Origin of the sequence: Pseudoalteromonas sp. APC 3694 (assembly GCF_030407565.1) — a bacterium.
Taxonomy (GTDB): Bacteria; Pseudomonadota; Gammaproteobacteria; order Enterobacterales; family Alteromonadaceae; genus Pseudoalteromonas; species Pseudoalteromonas tetraodonis.
The window spans coordinates 83,953-101,478 of record NZ_JASDDE010000008.1; the positions used below are offsets into that span (position 1 = coordinate 83,953).

A 17,526-nucleotide genomic window follows, 5' to 3' on the forward strand; every position below is an offset into this window, starting at 1 on the left:
ACAAACAAGGCGTTAATTAATGACTCATTTAAAAAAACGACTTATTGCTATTACTTACAGCATTACATTACTGGTAAGTAATGGAGCACTTGCCAATAATAGTGAATTAACCACTGTTGCGACATTTGATGCACAACACCCGCCTGGCAACATAGCCATTACGCCATCTGGCCGTAAGTTTTTATCCATACATGGTTTTTATGGGCAAAATCAAAAAATCATGGAGCTATTAAGTGATGGCACCACTAAACCCTACCCTAATGAGCAATGGGCTTACGCATACAACAAAGGTAAGGGCTTTTACGGGGTACTCGGTGTTAATGTATCAAGTGACGGCATACTGTGGATGCTTGATACCTCAGGGCCTGATCATGCGGGGCGATTAGTTGGTTGGGATACCAACCAAGAGCAACTGCATAAAATTATTTACCTAGCCAAACCAACAATTACCGATACCTCGTTTTTAAACGATTTAGTTATCGATAATAAACACGGCGTTATTTACATTGCCGATACAGCACAAGGCAGTCAGGCTGCGATTATTATAGTAAACCTAAAAACCGGTGAAGCGCGAAGAGTATTACAAGATAGCCAATACACCACCGCCGAAAATATTGATATGGTTATTAATGGCCGAACAATGCGCCTGGGCGGACAACCTGCGCGTTTAGGTGTTAACCCAATTACGCTTGATCCTAACGAAGACTGGCTTTACTTTGGGTCAATGTCGGGGACTTCGGTTTATCGTATTGCCACCAGCGCAATTAACAACGAGCAGCTTTCAGCAAAAGCGCTAGAAGCTAAAGTAATGCGCTACGGCACTAAACCCATTTCCGACGGCATTACGGTGGATGGGGGCGGTAACGTCTATGTGACCGATATAACCAATGGTGCTATTGGTGTCGTAAAGCCAAGCGGCGACTATGAAGTGTTATTTAAAGATGATCGCCTAAGCTGGCCAGATGGCTTTAGTTATGGTGCAAATCATAAAATATATTTTACAGTAAACGATTTGCACAACTCGCCGGTGTTAAGCAATGATAAAACTCAAAACCCTAATAAGTTTAAAGTGATGTCGTTTACGCCCCTTGTAAAAGGTAAAGTAGGTCGTTAATAACCTAACGTAATTACCTTAGCCCTGTCATGTAATGCAGGGCTTTATAACATCACACCAAAAAAGTGCATATTTTATAATTACTCCCCCAATTTGGTGCCTCAACCAAACTAGGTATTAAAGAAATAATAATAAATATCTGATTTATATTCATAAAATATTCAATAAACAATTGGCATACTTCTTCCTTATATTTAATTGTCATTAGTTACACCAAGGAAAAAAATTATGTCTAATTTATACAACACTCTTTATTTTTTATGGCGCTTAGATATCACAGTGTGGCAAGTTAATGAGCCAACAAATACGCATACCACCAGTGAAAAAGAGCGTATCTACTCGCGTTAAAAACTATTTTTGAACAGACTTTGCAAGCTAAGTCATAGCGTTGTATTGTAAAAGACTATTTAATTGGTTAGTGGAACGTGTATGCATGCTTTAGAAGTTAATTTTGACGGCTTAGTCGGCCCTACTCACAACTACGCAGGTTTGTCGTATGGAAATGTTGCCTCGTTAAATAACGCGGCGAGCTTTTCAAATCCGCAAGAAGCAGTATTGCAGGGCTTGGCTAAAATGAAAGCCATGCACGATAAAGGCTTAACCCAAGGGGTATTTGCGCCTCATGCTCGCCCAGATTTAAATGTATTGCGGCGTTTAGGGTTTACTGGCAACGATGCACAAGTCATTAATAAAGCCTTTAAAGCCGATCCTATTTTATTGCGCGCTTGTTATTCTGCCTCAGCCATGTGGACCGCTAATGCAGCCACCGTATCGCCTTCACCTGATACTAACGACGGCAAAGTACACTTCACTGCGGCTAATCTAAATAATAAATTTCATCGCTCTTTAGAGCCAAACACCACTACACGTTTGCTCAAAGCGATGTTTAATAACGAACAATACTTTGCACACCATTCACATTTGCCTGAGCAAGGTTTTTTTGGTGATGAAGGCGCAGCAAACCATACTCGCCTGTGCGACAGCCATGGTGAAACCGGGCTAGAATTATTTGTATTTGGTGCAAGTGCCTTTAACAGTCAGCTTGTTAAACCCGTTAAGTTCCCTGCAAGGCAAACCTTGGAAGCGTCTGAAGCCATTTGTCGATTGCACAATATAAAAGATACCAGCCAAATACTATTACAACAAAACCCTGATGTGATTGACCAAGGGGTGTTCCATAATGATGTAATCGCGGTGGGTAACGCTAATGTTTTATTATGCCATCAGCAGGCGTTTTTAAATCAAACGCAAGCATTAGACGATATCCGCGAAGCCTATGTAGGTAACAAACAGCTTTATATTATTGAAGTGCCAACCAGCAAAGTGAGTATTCAAGATGCCGTTAGTAGCTATTTATTTAATAGCCAACTGGTTAGCCTTAGTGACGATAAAATGTTGCTCGTTGCCCCACAAGAATGCCAGCGTAATCCTGCTGTAAAAGCGTATATTGAAGAAATGATTATTGCCGATAACCCCATAAATCAAGTGCAGTTTTTTGATTTACGCCAAAGCATGCAAAATGGCGGCGGACCTGCTTGTTTGCGTTTACGCGTCGCGCTTAATAGCCAAGAATTAGCAGCGGTAAATCCTGAGGTTATTTTAGATGAGCAAAAGTACACCCAATTATGTGATTGGGCTACGCGCCATTACCGCGATAAACTCGGTGCTAACGATTTTGCCGATCCAGCGTTATTAACCGAAAGTTATCAAGCGCTTGATGAGTTAACCCAGTTACTTAGCCTAGGATCGGTATACCCATTTCAACTAGAAGCTTAATTGCTTTCGGCTACTAGGGTTTGAAACATACGTTCAAACCCTTATCGCTAATCTCTCTAAATTCAATTAAGGTTAAGTTTATATAATTATACTTATAGCTTAACTATTCAAAAAAATATGATTCTATCTATTAGGGTAATGAATTACTCCTGATAGCATGCTTAAACGACATTACTGTCACTCAATTAACCCTAACTAACTCATTTAATTGAGTCTATACACTCAAGCTTGGCAGAATTCCAAAAAAGGAGACAAACCATGGCAACACAGAAAGTAATTTTAATTACCGGCGCATCGAGCGGCATTGGCGAGGCAACTGCTAAAACATTAGTTAATAATGGCCACAAAGTAATATTAACTGCGCGCAGCGAAGATAAACTCAATAAACTAGTTGACGAGTTAGGCCATGAAAATGCATTTAGCGTTTCAGCCGATGCCACTGAATTTAATGAACTTGAGAATGTAGTGAGTAAAGGCGTTGAAAAATTTGGGCGATTAGACGCAGCATTTGCTAACGCCGGCATGGGTGTGTCATCACCTGGTACAGAGAATGGCGATCCTAAAGAGTGGTCAGCCATGGTTGACCTTAATATTAAAGCACTACTGTGGACCGCCAAACTCACTTTGCCTCATTTACGTGAAAAACAAGGACATTTTATTTTAACCAGCTCTGCAGCAGGGCGAAGACCCATTGACGGCTCTATTTATGGTGCCACTAAATGGTTTGCCCATGGCTTTGGTCAAAACCTTGCAGAAGAAATGAAACCTTGGCATGGCCGCTGTACCACCATAGCCCCTGGAATGGTAAACACCCCATTTTTTGATGAAGCAAAGCCCGACAAACTCGACCCACAAGATGTAGCCGACGCCGTATTGTTTGCCATTGAAGCTAATCAGCGTAATAGCGTACGCGAAATCTATTTAATGCCCACCAACTAATAATAAAATGTAAAGGCCAATGTTTACTGGCCTTTACTATAAAAGTGCTTACCTGTGTTTTATTCAAATCACTATCTATTCAATCAATAAAAAATCACTTATTGAAACGCCGCTTACCATGCTAAATCACAATTTTATGTCTATTATATAAATAAAGTAATTCAATAACTGGAACCTATTTAATGGCTCCCAATAAAACTAATAATATACCGACTCATCAATATGTTACAAATGACCCATTGCACCAGCTTTTTGATGCTGTCGATTCTATCTCAGTACAAGGTTACGATGAGCAAAGACGTGTTATTTATTGGAACAAAGGCAGTGAATTGCTTTATGGGTATACACACCAAGAAGCCATTGGCAAAAAACTCGAAAATTTAATTATACCCGCACCAATGCGAGAGCCCGTTATTAAAGCGCATGGTAATTGGATTAAGCATGATATTGAAATTCCCGCCTCAGAACTTATCCTCAAACATAAAGAAGGTAATGATGTGGCTGTATTTTCAAGCCATGTTATGTTTACTAATCAATACAATACCAAACAAATGTACTGTATTGATATTGGCCTTTCTGAGGTTCACAAAGCACAAGCAGAAGCCGTATTTAATGCCACCATGCTCAAAACTTTATTTGAGGCAATTCCTGATTTATTTTTTGTACTAGAGCAAAATGGCACTATTACTGACTACCATGCAAACAATGAAAACGATTTATATATTTCACCTAACCAGTTTATTGGTAAAAAAATGGTGGATGTATTACCTGAAAAAATAGCGCAAAAGTTTCAGGTTCATATAGAAAAAACGATAGCACAAGACAGTATGGTCAGTTTTGAATACGAATTAAGCATGCCTGAAGGCGTAATTTATTACGAAGCGAGATTGCGTTTATTGCCCAAAACAAACCAAATTATGGTGATTATTCGTAATATTAGCGAACTACACCGCTCCGCTGAACTAATTCGCCATCAGGCCCACTTTGATAGTTTAACCGATTTGCCTAATCGCTTTTTATCTCTAGACCGCTTATCACAAATATTACTGGAAGCACAAAAGAGCCACGAAAAAGCCGCCGTGTTCTTTTTAGATCTTGATGACTTTAAAAAAGTAAATGACTCTTTAGGCCATGAAGTGGGGGATAAATTATTAATTGCGGCAGCAGCAAGATTACAGCAAACACTTAAAAAAAATGACACAATAGGCCGATTGGGCGGCGATGAGTTTATTGTTTTAATATCCAATTTAAATGATGAAAGCGATGCTTTAGCGATTGCTGAGCGGTTACTTCAAGCATTTAAGAAACCATTTAAACTTGTAGGCAGAGACTTAATACTGACATTAAGTATTGGTATTGCTATTTCCCCTAAGGATGGCACCTGCGCCTCGGTGTTGTTACGAAATGCCGACACCGCTATGTACCAAGCAAAAACCATGGGGCGAAACACGTTCTCTTTTTTCACCCCACAAATGAACGTCGCCATGCGCCGCCGCTTTGAAATAGAAGAGCAAATGCATGGTGCACTAGAGCGTAATGAATTTGAGCTTTATTACCAACCACAAATAGATGTAAAAACAAACACTATCGTTGGCGCTGAAGCCTTGCTTCGTTGGCATAATATAGTGTTAGGGGAAATCACCCCAGATGAGTTTATCCCAATTGCAGAGCAAACCGGCTTAATTGCGCCTATTGGTGTATTTGTTCTTCAACAAGCCTTACGCTTTTTAAATGAATGGCAATCAATTAACAAGCAAAACTATACCATGGCGATTAATTTATCACCGCGCCAATTCAGAGACCCTGAACTGGTCAATATAATTAAACACACTCTGCATAAAAATAGTATTAATAATGAATGTTTAGAGCTGGAAATTACCGAAGGGGTGCTGATGAATAGCCAAGCATCAATTCATGATGCCTTATTGCAAATTGATGAGCTGGGCATAAAGCTGTCAATGGACGACTTTGGCACAGGGTATTCATCATTAAGTTACTTACGAGAATACCCTTTTGATGTGCTAAAAATTGACCGCAGCTTTATTACTGGTATAACAGATAACAAGGCAGACTGTAATTTAGTGAAAGCGGCCATAGCTATGTCACACAGCCTAGAAATAAAAGTAGTAGCTGAAGGGGTAGAAACCAAAGAGCAGCTAGATTTACTCAACGAGCTAAACTGCGATATTGCTCAGGGATTTTATTTAAGTAAGCCCTTGCCGGCCGCCAAGCTGCTCAATTTTTCATTGCGTTACTTAAAAGCACTTTAGTTAAAAAGTGCTTTTATAGTTATGTTTTAGCTCATGATTTTAAAGAGTAAATCGCGCACCGTAGCAGGCTCAAACGGTTTGTCACATATTGTATCCACACCCGCTTGAGCAATATTAGCTAAATGGGTATCGTTAGCTTGTGAGCTCACCATCAGAATTGGAATAGGCGAGTACGCATTCGATTGCCTTACCGTTTCAGCTAATTCTTTACCATCCATTTCTGGCATATTGTAGTCTGTAACAATTAAATCAAATGATTGGCTGTTTAACATTTCAATCGCTTGTTTAGCGTCTTCGGCCTCTACCGGTGCTAGAATTCCCATCCCCGCCAAGACACGTATTATATGTTTTCGCGCAAAACGGCTGTCATCAACCACAAGCACTCTAAGAAGCGTCACATCAAAGTGCTCTAGTTCCACTTGTTGCTCGGTATTACTATTACTGCGTATTGCCTGTAATAAAGAATCAGCTGTGCCATCACTTAAATACAGGCTGCTAATGACTAAATCAGGGTGATAATTTGATAAAGCAGCCAACGCGTTTTCTTGAGTGCTGGCCGTTTCAATTTGTGTAACACCGCACTGAGCCAGTGATTTTTTTATTAGCTTTTACTGAACTTCAGAAGGCTCAACTAATAAAATAGATAAGTTGGCTATTGCCGTTAAATCACTCATTTCAACCCTGTTATTATTAATTCTATAATTTTTATAACGCTCATTATAAAGTAATAACTTACAAGAAAAAGCTAAAACAGCAACAAAGCAGCTTGTTTACCCAAACTCAACACACTCAGCTTAAAAACGGTAGTTTGCCCGCATAATAACGTCTTCCCGAATAGCTTGAGTTTAATAACCGAGACTCTGTATCATTACCTAGGCGCTTTACCGACTCAGATTTAGTTAAATTAATAACTGCAGCGGTCAAACTCAAATCCTCTAATAAATTAATCGAAGCATTTACATCAACTTGCTCGTATGGGTCTTGGTATACATTTAAGCCGCTGTTTAAACCCAACACGGTTTCACCGCGTTTATTATAAGAAGCACGAACATTAAAGGCATCTCCCTCATAATATATCGAGGTATTGTATTGATACTTAGCACTGCCTATTAATGGTGATTTACCAAACTCTTTACCATTAACACTTACATCGGCTTTATTGGTTTTGTTATAAGTGTAGTTTGCATAAAAACCAAAACCACTATCAAAGGCATGCTGTATAAATACTTCCGCCCCTTTAGATACGGCATCAGTGCCATTACCTACTGTGCTATATGGCGATACAGTAATATTTCCTGCCTCAACTATGCCCTCTTTACCAGCAAAATCTTGTTGTACGTCAATAACTAAGGGAACAACAAAATTATCAACAGTTTTATGAAACAATGCTAAACCAATGGCAGAGCCTTCGCTGTAATAATATTCAATAGATAAATCAGCTTGCACCGACTCAAATGGCTTTAAGTTTTTATTACCGCCACTGCCACTAAAACCCGGAATTTCATTAAACTCAGCTCTATCGTCTGCCCACTCATCTGAGACAAAGGTAATGCGTTGTTGTGCGCCTAAATCGGCATAATCAGGTCGTGACATCACTTTAGCAACCGCGCCTCGCACCACTACATCATCACTTATATCCCATGCAATATTAAAGCTAGGAAGAATTTGAGTATCGGTACTCTCTTGAGTAATAAGTTGATAGTCTTCAACAAATCGATCATCTCCGGTTACCGGCTCGCCGCTGTCATCATTGGTATGATCTAATAAATAAGTATATAGGTCGGTTGATGATGTCATGGTTTTAGTGCGCACCACCCGTACCCCTAAATTACCTCGCACGCTATTAAACTCAAAGTCACCTTGCAGATAAAACGCCGCTATTTGCTCTTCAATATCATAAATAAAGTTATCTTCTTTGCGTGTATACGGCACATAATGACTGGTCACAATATCGCGGTATTTTTGCCAATCAATACCGGGCATTTGGTTAATATTAAAACCACCCGCAATGTTACCTTCGTTAATAAACACGTCTTGTGCTAGTGGCATACCGTTGTTCCACTGATAACTGTCAAAACGTGTGATCCCCCCCTCGCTGGCTTCTGCTGCAGCAATATCAAAATTAGGATCTAAAAAGAAGGTATTACCGGTTTCGCGATGCAGCGTAGCTTCTCGGTACTTAACCCCTGTTTTAATTGTTCTTAAAATGCCCCAATCGGTATAAATATCAAAGTCAGCTTGATAATAATCTTCTTCGAGTTCACTGCGCACAAAGCTTGAATTTGACGAGCCTGGATCGCGCCCACCGCCCACACCATTTAATAAGTTAGCTAGCGTATTAGGGTCTATATTTAAACTAATATCGTTTTCATTAATTTGCCAACCCGCTGTTTGCGATGCATTTTCTATACGGCTTTCATTTTCACCGGCGTTTGAACTTTTATACGCCGCTTCCCAACTCTCCTTTGGCCCGCCTTCAGAGCGCGTATTGCCCGCCACAAAACGGGCTTTAAAATAATCGCCTTCATAGGTTAAATTAAAATCAAAGGTGTCTGAGGTCGACTCTTCACGCACATAACGGCCTCGCATCCACGGCAATTGCATATCATTCTCTATGCCACTTGCAGCTGCATCAAATTGCATCCCATTGATAATAGTGCCCGACTCATCCAAACTTACATCGGTTAAAAAGTCAGGATTTAAAGACCATTCAGGTATATCAATCACCGACTCAGTTCTATTTTTATCAAGTGAAAATCCAAAATAGTTAAAGCCAATTTCAACACGGCTGGTTGGGCGCCACTGCGTGCTAAATTGCATCCCTTCTCGCTCACGTAATTCGTTTACAATTGAGCCACGAACCACTTGAGGAAACCAAACATCGTTATAATTATTACCCTGAGCATCACTTATTGAGTCCCACTGATTATTGTTTTCAACCAGCTCACCATTGGTATCTATCGGGTTATCGCCGGCAAAGCGCCATACGTTTGCATCTGTGCCTCCTGAGAGAGTTCGGTTAGTGCGTTTTTGTGAGGTATAACCAAGCAACACCCCAAAGGTATCAGCCTCATTCTTCCAAGAATAAAGCGCAGTTAACTGCGGCTCAGACTCTTCAGTCACATCGGCATAGGTGCTTTCAATGTTAATTATCCCAGAGTTTGCCTCCATACTTAGCGGTTTACGACTATGCATTAATACCGTGCCGCCCACACCACCTTCGTCTAAACGTGCCTCTGGTGATTTATACACTTCCACGCTTTCAATCATGGCTGAGGGGAGTAATGCATAATCAAACGAACGAGATGGCTCACCTGGTGATGACGCAATAAAATTACCATTTAGCTGAGAAAAGGTGAGTTCAGATGATAACCCCCTAATACTTACCGATGAGCCTTCGCCTCCGTCACGGTCAATCACCACGCCAGGTACGCGTTGTAATGAATCAGCGACATTTTTATCAGGAAACTTACCAATATCTTCTGCTGTTATGGCATCAACCACAGAGCTCGATAAACGCTTTATATCTAAATTAGCCGCCATACTGGAACGAATACCACGCACCTCAATGACTTCCATATCTTTGCTTTTTAATGCTTTATCTGCTGCTTCATCAGCATATGCATGATTGATAACAGATAGAATAGACACGCATAGCGTTGATTTAATAAAAAGTGGAAAAGAGTGATGTGCAGCGTGGCTTATTCGATGAGCGGTCATAGTTTTAACAGTTCCATTTAAAATACAGTTAACACTTAAAGATGAGCGTACCGGCTAAAGCTGATACGAAAAAAGTAGCTGTATTTTACACAACCAAGCTTAATAGTTTGTTAATGTAAACTGATAAGTAACTGAATAAACTATCAAAAAATAGTCAATTCAAATAAAGGTAGGAAGTTAAGCAGCAAAATTGCTATTTAGCTGCTTATTAAAAGAGCATAAAAAAGGAATGACGCGATTAAACAGCAATACACCGTTATTTTTTATCACTAATAGCTTGAATATAATAGCCTAAACTCGCATGAGAAAGTTCTCCCATATGACTGGTAACTAACTCACCTTGGCTATTATAAAACAAAGTGGTTGGTAAGCCCGCAGCACCTGATTCGCGACTCACATTACTACTTTGATCAAAAAACACATGATTTAGGTCGAGTTGCTGTTCATCAAGGAACGCTTTTACCGTGTGTAAGTCTTCGCCTTGATTGACAAATGCCACCGTGATATTCGGGTTATTTTTTTGAGCCGCTTGCAGTACCGGCATTTCTTTTCGACACGGCGGACACCACGACGCCCAAAAGTTAATCACCACCGGCTTACCTTTGAAGTTTTGTAAGTTAACTTGCTGCCCTTGCATATTATGCACAACAGACTGCGGTAACTGCACACCCGTTTGGTAGATAGACAGCGCAAAGTTAGGAATAATCATTGAACAAAAACCAACAAACCCAGCAATAGCGTAGTTTTTCATTACCGCTTTTTTACCACGTGCATAAAACGCTAAAACCACTATACCGCTGAGCCAACCATAATAACCAATAAAGCCACCGTCGCTAATATTAAAAAGCTGCCACCAGTTACCTTGATAGGCATCCCACATGGTAAACACAAACGCTAAACGCGAGACTAAAAAGCCCACCACAATTGCTTTAAAAACCGTATCTAAAATCGCTTTTTGTAATGGATGTTGGCGCGTTAATAAATAGGTGAGCCCCCAAAAAATGCCTAACCCTAAAAAAATAATTAACTGAGAAATGGAAATAACCAAAGGTCCAAGAGAAATACTTAACATTGCTACCGTCTTCTTAATAATATTTTTAAGTACCTAAAATAACGAGTACCAGCGTGAATTAAATACCAACAATAACATAATGTAAGTTGTACTGATTATTAATAACGCATAATAGGTTATGTATACCAGCTGCAATACATAACCTATTTACCTAATTAACCTTGTTGCTGTATGTACTCCAATGCAGTCATTTTTTTATAGCTTACATTTGAGTGCAATACATGAGTAGGTTCAGGGTCAACAATTTCAATTGGAATAGCATAATTACGTGCAATCTCTAGTGCCATTTGGGTAATGTTTACACTAAAAGAGGTCCCCATAAATACCATTTTATCGGCATCAATCATTCGCTGCTGCGCCTCAGTAATACGGTATAGCTCGGTGTAATATTCATCAAATAACAGCACAAAGGGCTTTAAAGAATGATTAAGCTTTGGCTGATGGTTTTCAATATTGAATAACGCAAGTAGAGAGCGATGTAAGTTGCTCTCATCAACATTACTCCATAGCGTAGCTTGTGGTGTAACGTTATCACCTTGATGATGAAACAGCGTCATTTGATCAAGCCGACCATGAATCGCAATGTAATTTTTATTACCCGCCTTACCATCTAGCCCATCAATATTTTGAGTTATTAAGTTTTTATCACTAAGCCAATGATGCACTTCGTTAGGACCATGATGACGATAAGTTGCAAAGCGATGATAATACCAAGCTAAAAACTCACTTGGGTTATTTTCATACATTGCACGTGTCGCCATTTCCATTGGCGTATAGTTTTTACTACCAATGGTCCAAAAGCCATCCTCACCGCGAAAGGTGGGAATACCGCTAGCAGCACTTACTCCAGCCCCTGTAATGTATAAAGTATTCATAAAGCCATCTCTTATTTTCAATAAACCTATAATACTTTATAAAACTTTGTTTTTAGATCCTAACTGTAAGTATTTTTATAGTTAATTATTCTTTACTAGGTGCGGGGGCTTGATTACGTATAAACGCTGGTATGTCAAAAATATCAGAGGGTTGAGGTTTGGCTCTCGCAGCTGGCGATTGTTCGGTTTCGCTACTAGGCGCTCTATTAAAAGGTTCAACAATCATCTTAGCGCTTGCACCAGTGGCGATGATCAACAGTTCATAATTCGTTGCTAAATTTTCTATTTTTGAAACACCACAAATAACCAACGCATTTGGGCTCACCTGCTGGCGCACTGTATCGGTAATCAGGTTATAACTACCCAGTGAAATCTCTTCCTTACAGTTTACCTGTATAATTACACCGGTACTTGATGACATATCAACTTGATTAACTAACGGGTTATTAAGTGCTCCATCAAGCGCATTAGTTAGCTCGCTTTCTTCATCGCATTTACCAACACCTAGTACTGCATCACCCTGGCAATCCATAATTTTAGCAAAATCGTTTAAATCAACATTTATTAGGCCTTGATAGCACAGCATATCGATGAGTGATTTTATCAGTGAGTGGAGTATTTGGTTTGAGTGTTTAAACGCATCAAATAAGCCAATATCATTACCAAGTACTTCAATAAGTTGATCGTTTGGGAGTGTAATAACCGCATTAGCATGTTCTTTGAGAGCATTTAGGCCGGTTTGCGCAATGTTGCTTCTAAACTCGCCTTCACTACTAAAAGGTAATGTGGCAACGAATATAATGGGTTTACCTTGCTCACTTGCAAGCTCTGCAATGTAAGGGCTAGCGCCAGTTCCAGTACCACCCCCCAGCCCTGTAGCACACAGTATTATATCGCAGCCATTAATGAGCGTTAAAAGCTGCTCTTTACTCTCTTCCGCTGCTTGTAGCCCAACTTTAGGGTCAGCGCCTGCACCATAGCCATGAGTGAGCTCTGCACCTATAAGTACCGTTTCATCACTTTTCGTATGCTCGAGTACCACTTTGTCGGTATTAACACTGTACAAGTGCGCCTGCTCAGACTCGCGTTGTTCAAAAATACTGTTAAGCGTATTACAGCCACACCCACCAATACCAAATACACCAATCGATAAACCATCATTTTGTTGAATTAATTGAAACATAATCTAATCACTCCTTAACTTTTAAAGGAGCATAACAAATAGGTGCGTCAAAAATTGACGCACCTAAACTAGTTGGAGTTATTTATAAATGTTAGCGGCCGCTTGAAGCTTGCTAACAATTCTTTGCCGCAACTTTTCAGGTTTAATTACTTCTAGCCAATAAGAAAATTTAAATAATTCATCGGTTAATTGCTCGGTATCAATAGTCTGGTAAGTAACTAATACACTTTTTTCATCAATATGTTGCTTATCAGTCAGCTCGCCAAGCTCAATAAACTCTTGATTAACAGCAGAGTGTTTGGGGACTTTTATAATTAACTCAATCCCTTCTTGCAACATGCCTTTGTTAATCGCACTACGTAACGACTTTAACTGCCCAATACTTGGCTCACGTCGTGTCTTTTGCAAAGTGTGTATATTGCGTATACGGTAAACCGGCATCTGGTAACACTTATCGTGAAGCGTCCCCACCATAAACTGCGCCATCAACACACCGCCGTGCTCAACTAAGTTGTAAAAACTCAACTCAGCAAACTTCAACCAATGTGCCTCATCATAAAGCACCCTATAAAGCTCAGCGCTTACTGCACGCTTATGCTTAATCACATGCTCAATTTGCGCCACTAAATGAGTATCAATATTCACCTTTAATGAAGGCTTAGGCAAGTTTGAAAGCCAGTCAGGTACATGGCCATTAAAACGTTTAAGCGCCTGCTCTGCTTTAGTATGTACCGACTGTTTAACATAACTCGGGACAGATTGCGGCAGTAACTGCTCCAACAACAAATAATGTTCAGCTACTTCACTGCTCATTATTTTAGCGCTACCACCTCGCCACTGCGCATTGATAGACCAACCATACGGCTTACTACGCGTGTCTTTTTCAAGCCCAAAACAACCTTGATCGTAAAGTGATTGTAGGTCTCGCTGGAGCATCCGAGTTGTTACTTTAAAGCCTTGATTTAGTAGCATAAGCTTCAGCTCAGAGGTTGACCTACGAAAAGGTCTAACGGGTATACAATCTAAAATAATTTCGTATCGTAAAACTTGCATGATTAATTCTATAAATTAAATACTTATACTAAAGACACTAATTAACAACTTTTCTTGGTCATCAAAACCATATGGTTGAGCATCTTCTAACAAGCTATATCTAACACTAACTTTTGCTTTACCTTCTAACTGTGTACTAAGGTAATCTAATCTTTTGTCTATTAAATCACTTGCTTTTGTACTTTTTAGAGTTTCTTTGAGGCGCCGAACACTAACGATATAGCCCGTTTGTAAACGCTTAGATCCATGTTCGGCATCCGCCAAAGTATAAATCCTCTTTGCCTCTTTCAACAATTCCTTTTGACTAATGGAGCGTTTAACTTCGATAACATGCCTTATTCTTTTTGATTTACGACTGACTATTGCTATGTCAAACTTACCACCAATTCTTAAATCTTGATCGTTGCTGGTTTCGATAAGCCCAAAACTCCCTAATACTTCTCGAACTGGTATCTCTAATCTATAGCCAAGATTTGGAAATTTATCACATAACGCATTTACTATACTCACATTAAGAAAATACTCTGGCATTTGCCTATATGTGACCCCCGTTAATTGATGCGCTTTTTCTAAACTGTCTTGAATTGAGTCTAAAATTGTATCCTGAACTTGTATCTTAGTTGCTTTAGTCATTATTGTTCCTTTGAATTGATTTTTTAAAATATCACTACACTTTAATAATAGTTAAACAAACCCAATCTTCTGCTTCCCACCTTCTTTTAGGTCGTTTTGCTCTTGTAAAATCGATAACATGCTCTCTTGAGTCATGCGCTTTTTTGAAAACTTCATTTGCCTTTTTACAATCGCAAAGTCACCTGGTGTGAGCTTTGTAAGCTTGAATAACTTATCCATTAAGTGCTTATTTAACACTCCAGAGCCTAATGTATCTTTAAATAATTGCTTAGCCTGTACCGCAGTCAAATAGGTTAAGTTTAAATAAAAATCAAATCGCCTCATTACCGCTTTATCTAAATTTTTAGTAAAGTTAGTTGCGGCAAAAAGTGGGAGTTGAAATTGCTCCATTTGGCATAATAATTCATTGACTGTTTGCACCTCCCAGTTTGCCGTCGCTTGTTCACGGCTGCACAACAAACCATCAGCCTCATCAATAAATATTGCACTCCCCTCCTGTGTAGCTTGTTTAAATAATTGAGCAATATTTTTCTCATTTTCGCCAACCCACATACTTAATAAGTCAGATGCTTTGACCGAAATAAGTTTAAAATCTGCTTTTTCGCATAAGTAATTTACAAAAGCTGTTTTACCGGTGCCTGGCGGGCCCGTTAGGAGAGTTCGTGAACTTGAATATTCAATTACAGCCTCTTCTACCTGTTCGAGTGACGCATACTCAGACTCTATATTCACCATTTTAGGATTAAACTTTTGCGCTGCTTGATAAGTTAATTCGTGAGCAGAAAAGCCGCATGCAGTTAAAGTATCTTGAATATTCTCTTCTATGCAGTCACGCGCGGTTTGTGCTTTAAATCCGCATAACCTGGCTACATGAACAGCTTTAGCAATATGAGCTGGCAATAAGTTTTGTTGGGCAGCTAATTTACTTATAAAACTGTTACCAACACTCAAGCCTTTAACATATTTACCGATCATTTTTTCTTTAGTCGTTCTGTTTAGCTCAGGAATTTCGTAAACAATATTAAATCGTCTAATAACGCTCTGTGGTAAATCCTCTAAATGATTAGTGATCCAAATACTCACCACAGGGTGGTTCTCAATGTAGGTATGAAGTAGCTCTTTAGAGAAGCTTTTAGAGAATAAATCACGCTCAAAAATGTTTTCACACTCATCCAGTAGCAGCATTGTTTTTTTACGTTTACCTACCAACTTACTCACCACATTAAAGTGCTCTAAACGCAGCTCAGAACTTGCACTTCGGCTATCGAGCTCGTTTGTTGGATTTATTAAGTTACTACCTTTAGCTTGTACCTTAAGCAACTGCGCACCAGAGGCTTGCGCTATATATTTCGCCAATGAAGTTTTACCCGAACCTGGTACACCATAAAATAGAATACTTAATGCTTGATCACCCGTCTTAGTCGCATTTTGCGTAGCTTTTAGTAAAGTATTTAAATCTAAGTGAGATAAATCAGCAGCGCTAAGCTCAGAAGTTTCACAAGGAGAGACCAAGTTAGATAAAATATCACTTTCACTATTTAACTTACCTTCGAGAAGACTTTTAGCAATTGCGTTTGGTAATATTAAAAACTCATCTTCCCCTGCAAATATCTCCATATCCATTGAAAACATGCCAGATTCAATAATTAACCCTATTTGCTTGTTGAGTAGTGCTTCATCAATACCAATCACATAAGCTATTTTTTCTAAAATAACGCTCGCGTAATCGTCGCGTAAGTATTCAACAAGTTCGCGCAATGGCTTACTGAGCGTCATACAGCAAGAAAAAATAACTAAAGGAGTAACCGTTTTTGGTAAACAAAACGCTTTACAAAATATATGTACATTTTTTTGTAGCGTTTTAGGCGTAATATTTATTGCTAAATGATCTAATCTCGAGATCAAATCATCAGCATCTAAGCCCTGTAAATTTGTATAGCTAAAGCCCGAAATGTTACACAAAGCCTTTTTAAATAGCTTATCGTGCCAAAGCTCTTCTACATCGAACTCTTCTAATAATTCAGTGGCAAAGTGTGCCACAATACGTTTTAATTGGGGGGTCGTGTTCATGCTGTGTACCTAGTTGTTTATAATCAGTAAGTACATAGTAACTGGTATAAACTAGTATTTTATAACGTAAAAAACGCACAAAAAATCATGCGTAATGCATTGATTTTAAATAAATTAAATGTGGTTCTATTTGTTTTTTTCATTGAGGAGTTGCAATACCTTGTAAGGTTTTGTTTAAAAAAGAAAAAAATTAAATAAATTGAGTTGAAGCGTTAATATAAACTTTATTAGGATTTATATGGAAATAATAAATAAAAACCCAGGCTCATTTGACAACCCTATTACTATCAAAAATAAACACCAAAACTCAAAATTATCGAAAGAATATAGAGCTCGTGATGAGACATACATTCATCGCCTATTACTACAAAGCTCTACTAAAAATAACAATGGCGATATTTTTGCATTTGATAAAGCACCTGAAGGAGACGAACACTTTGCTTTAAATGTTATATCCAACCCTAACTTACAACCGCTTGATATTAAAATAGCCTTAGCCTTATTTGAAATACTTGAATGGCGTCACAAAGGCGACGGCATGGTTTATCTTTGTACTTCAAAAGAGTTAGACCTCGAAAACTATGGTGAATTCGGGGAGGATATTGTTTTTAGCGATGGATTTGAGAGAGAAATAGACCCCATCCCTCTTGCCGAGCAATTATCTGCGTTATTTAAAAATTCAATTTCTACCGAAGCTTTAAATAAAGTACTTAGCCGCTTGGATAGCTTCCACTATATAAACGTAACCCCAGTTACAATGGCTAATTGCATATTCTCTCCAGCTTTGATCACCCAATTGCATTAACTTTGATCGCTTATTC

12 protein-coding genes and 1 pseudogene are annotated in these 17,526 nt (G+C 39.0%); 5 read left to right on the top strand and 8 right to left on the bottom strand.

All coding sequences use genetic code 11. The annotated features are described in order from the left end of the window. Positions 1-19 precede the first annotated feature (19 nt). From QMA00_RS04975 to QMA00_RS04990, 4 genes are all read left to right on the top strand, one after another. Positions 20-1,114, top strand: coding sequence for an L-dopachrome tautomerase-related protein (locus QMA00_RS04975; RefSeq protein WP_076921951.1), 1,095 nt, complete (start codon positions 20-22; stop codon positions 1,112-1,114). Between the two features lie 429 nt (positions 1,115-1,543). Next, positions 1,544-2,890, top strand: coding sequence for an N-succinylarginine dihydrolase (gene astB, locus QMA00_RS04980; RefSeq protein WP_076921950.1), 1,347 nt, complete (start codon positions 1,544-1,546; stop codon positions 2,888-2,890). A gap of 258 nt (positions 2,891-3,148) precedes the next feature. Further along, positions 3,149-3,829, top strand: coding sequence for an SDR family oxidoreductase (locus QMA00_RS04985; protein ID WP_076921949.1), 681 nt, complete (start codon positions 3,149-3,151; stop codon positions 3,827-3,829). A 182-nt stretch (positions 3,830-4,011) separates the two neighbouring features. Then, positions 4,012-6,099 (top strand): bifunctional diguanylate cyclase/phosphodiesterase, encoded by a 2,088-nt coding sequence (locus tag QMA00_RS04990; protein ID WP_076921948.1) that lies wholly within the window; start codon positions 4,012-4,014, stop codon positions 6,097-6,099. A gap of 26 nt (positions 6,100-6,125) precedes the next feature. On the opposite strand, the pseudogene QMA00_RS04995 reads toward QMA00_RS04990, so the two are convergent. The 8 genes and pseudogenes from QMA00_RS04995 to QMA00_RS05030 all read right to left on the bottom strand — a co-directional run bounded on the left by QMA00_RS04995 (position 6,126) and on the right by QMA00_RS05030 (position 16,705). Next, positions 6,126-6,773 (bottom strand): annotated as a pseudogene (locus tag QMA00_RS04995) (response regulator). A 115-nt stretch (positions 6,774-6,888) separates the two neighbouring features. Beyond that, positions 6,889-9,819, bottom strand: coding sequence for a TonB-dependent receptor (locus tag QMA00_RS05000; protein ID WP_076921947.1), 2,931 nt, complete (start codon positions 9,817-9,819; stop codon positions 6,889-6,891). A gap of 256 nt (positions 9,820-10,075) precedes the next feature. Then, on the bottom strand, positions 10,076-10,891 hold the full coding sequence (locus QMA00_RS05005; RefSeq protein WP_076921946.1) for a TlpA disulfide reductase family protein: 816 nt from the start codon (positions 10,889-10,891) through the stop codon (positions 10,076-10,078). A gap of 155 nt (positions 10,892-11,046) precedes the next feature. Then, positions 11,047-11,766, bottom strand: a complete 720-nt coding sequence (locus QMA00_RS05010) for a Sir2 family NAD-dependent protein deacetylase (protein ID WP_076921945.1) — start codon at positions 11,764-11,766, stop codon at positions 11,047-11,049. 85 nt (positions 11,767-11,851) lie between these two features. Beyond that, on the bottom strand, positions 11,852-12,949 hold the full coding sequence (locus tag QMA00_RS05015; protein ID WP_076921944.1) for a cell division protein FtsZ: 1,098 nt from the start codon (positions 12,947-12,949) through the stop codon (positions 11,852-11,854). A 78-nt stretch (positions 12,950-13,027) separates the two neighbouring features. Further along, entirely contained in the window at positions 13,028-13,921 is an 894-nt protein-coding gene (locus QMA00_RS05020; RefSeq protein ID WP_254843653.1) for a WYL domain-containing protein, read from the bottom strand. Positions 13,922-14,017: 96 nt separating this feature from the next. Further along, entirely contained in the window at positions 14,018-14,635 is a 618-nt protein-coding gene (locus QMA00_RS05025) for a hypothetical protein (RefSeq protein WP_076921943.1), read from the bottom strand. Between the two features lie 51 nt (positions 14,636-14,686). Continuing rightward, positions 14,687-16,705, bottom strand: coding sequence for an ATP-binding protein (locus QMA00_RS05030; RefSeq protein WP_076921942.1), 2,019 nt, complete (start codon positions 16,703-16,705; stop codon positions 14,687-14,689). Between the two features lie 238 nt (positions 16,706-16,943). On the opposite strand from QMA00_RS05030, the gene QMA00_RS05035 reads away from it, so the two are divergent. Continuing rightward, entirely contained in the window at positions 16,944-17,510 is a 567-nt protein-coding gene (locus QMA00_RS05035; RefSeq protein ID WP_076921941.1) for a hypothetical protein, read from the top strand. Positions 17,511-17,526 lie beyond the last annotated feature (16 nt).

Coding starts and splice junctions, on each gene's coding strand:
- QMA00_RS04975 (WP_076921951.1), top strand. CDS start 20: ATGACTCATTTAAAAAAACGACTTATTGCTATTACTTACAGCATTACA.
- astB (WP_076921950.1), top strand. CDS start 1,544: ATGCATGCTTTAGAAGTTAATTTTGACGGCTTAGTCGGCCCTACTCAC.
- QMA00_RS04985 (WP_076921949.1), top strand. CDS start 3,149: ATGGCAACACAGAAAGTAATTTTAATTACCGGCGCATCGAGCGGCATT.
- QMA00_RS04990 (WP_076921948.1), top strand. CDS start 4,012: ATGGCTCCCAATAAAACTAATAATATACCGACTCATCAATATGTTACA.
- QMA00_RS05000 (WP_076921947.1), bottom strand. CDS start 9,819: ATGACCGCTCATCGAATAAGCCACGCTGCACATCACTCTTTTCCACTT.
- QMA00_RS05005 (WP_076921946.1), bottom strand. CDS start 10,891: ATGTTAAGTATTTCTCTTGGACCTTTGGTTATTTCCATTTCTCAGTTA.
- QMA00_RS05010 (WP_076921945.1), bottom strand. CDS start 11,766: ATGAATACTTTATACATTACAGGGGCTGGAGTAAGTGCTGCTAGCGGT.
- QMA00_RS05015 (WP_076921944.1), bottom strand. CDS start 12,949: ATGTTTCAATTAATTCAACAAAATGATGGTTTATCGATTGGTGTATTT.
- QMA00_RS05020 (WP_254843653.1), bottom strand. CDS start 13,921: ATGCTACTAAATCAAGGCTTTAAAGTAACAACTCGGATGCTCCAGCGA.
- QMA00_RS05025 (WP_076921943.1), bottom strand. CDS start 14,635: ATGACTAAAGCAACTAAGATACAAGTTCAGGATACAATTTTAGACTCA.
- QMA00_RS05030 (WP_076921942.1), bottom strand. CDS start 16,705: ATGAACACGACCCCCCAATTAAAACGTATTGTGGCACACTTTGCCACT.
- QMA00_RS05035 (WP_076921941.1), top strand. CDS start 16,944: ATGGAAATAATAAATAAAAACCCAGGCTCATTTGACAACCCTATTACT.